This is a genomic window from Arminella tubonensis, from assembly GCF_003240585.1.
GTDB classification, from domain to species: Bacteria; Pseudomonadota; Alphaproteobacteria; order Rhizobiales; family Rhizobiaceae; genus Rhizobium; species Rhizobium tubonense.
In genome coordinates this window covers 1-733 of the sequence record NZ_PCDP01000025.1, presented here as the reverse complement: position 1 = coordinate 733, position 733 = coordinate 1, and the positions used below count along the sequence as shown (strand labels likewise).

Here is a 733-nt window from a genome sequence, read left to right as displayed (position 1 = left end):
TTTGGTCGTCTGGTTGCTGTTTGCTACGATCTGGAGCGTGGCCATGACTCTTCTCCTTCCGGCTCTGCGGAAAACATTCTCATGCCATTGATGGGGTGATAATCGAGGAAGGGAGGGAAGGATTATCCAGCGTGGCTGGACAATCCCCGTTCCAGCATGCCCCGTTCCGACGTCGCCGCATCCTTCGTGTCGATCTCGGGTTCGACCGACATGCCCGAACGGAGCAGGCCGCTCAGGGCCTCGTCATCGATGACGATCTTGACCGGTATGCGCTGGACGATCTTGGTGAAATTGCCGGTCGCATTGTCTGGCGGCAGCAACGAGAATTCGAGCCCGCTTGCCGGCGACAGGCTGTCGACGTGGCCTTTGATGGCAACATCCGGAAAGCTGTCGACCCTGATCTCGACCGGCTGCCCTGCCCGGACATGGGTAAGCTGCGTTTCCTTGAAATTGGCAACGATGTAGACCGAGTGCAGAGGCACCACGGCCATCAACTGCGTTCCCGATGTGACGAACTGGCCGACGCGGATCGAGCGGGCGCCAACGGTACCGTCCACTGCCGCGACGATGTCCGTGTAGGAAAGATTGAGTTCTGCCTGATGGGCTGTCGCGGCGGCGCGATCGCGCTGGGCAACGGCCTGGTCACGCTGGGTCTGCAGCACCGGAACCTTGTTCTCGGCTGCCACGAGAGCGGCTTCGTCGCGTTCGACGGCCGCAGCGGCCTGGTCCTTGA

1 protein-coding gene is annotated in these 733 nt (G+C 61.3%); it reads right to left on the bottom strand.

Annotated features, from left to right (window positions below; all coding sequences use genetic code 11):
- Positions 1-122: 122 nt before the first annotated feature.
- The coding region (locus tag CPY51_RS07665; protein ID WP_146260093.1) for an HlyD family secretion protein at positions 123-733 on the bottom strand (611 nt) is incomplete at its 5' end.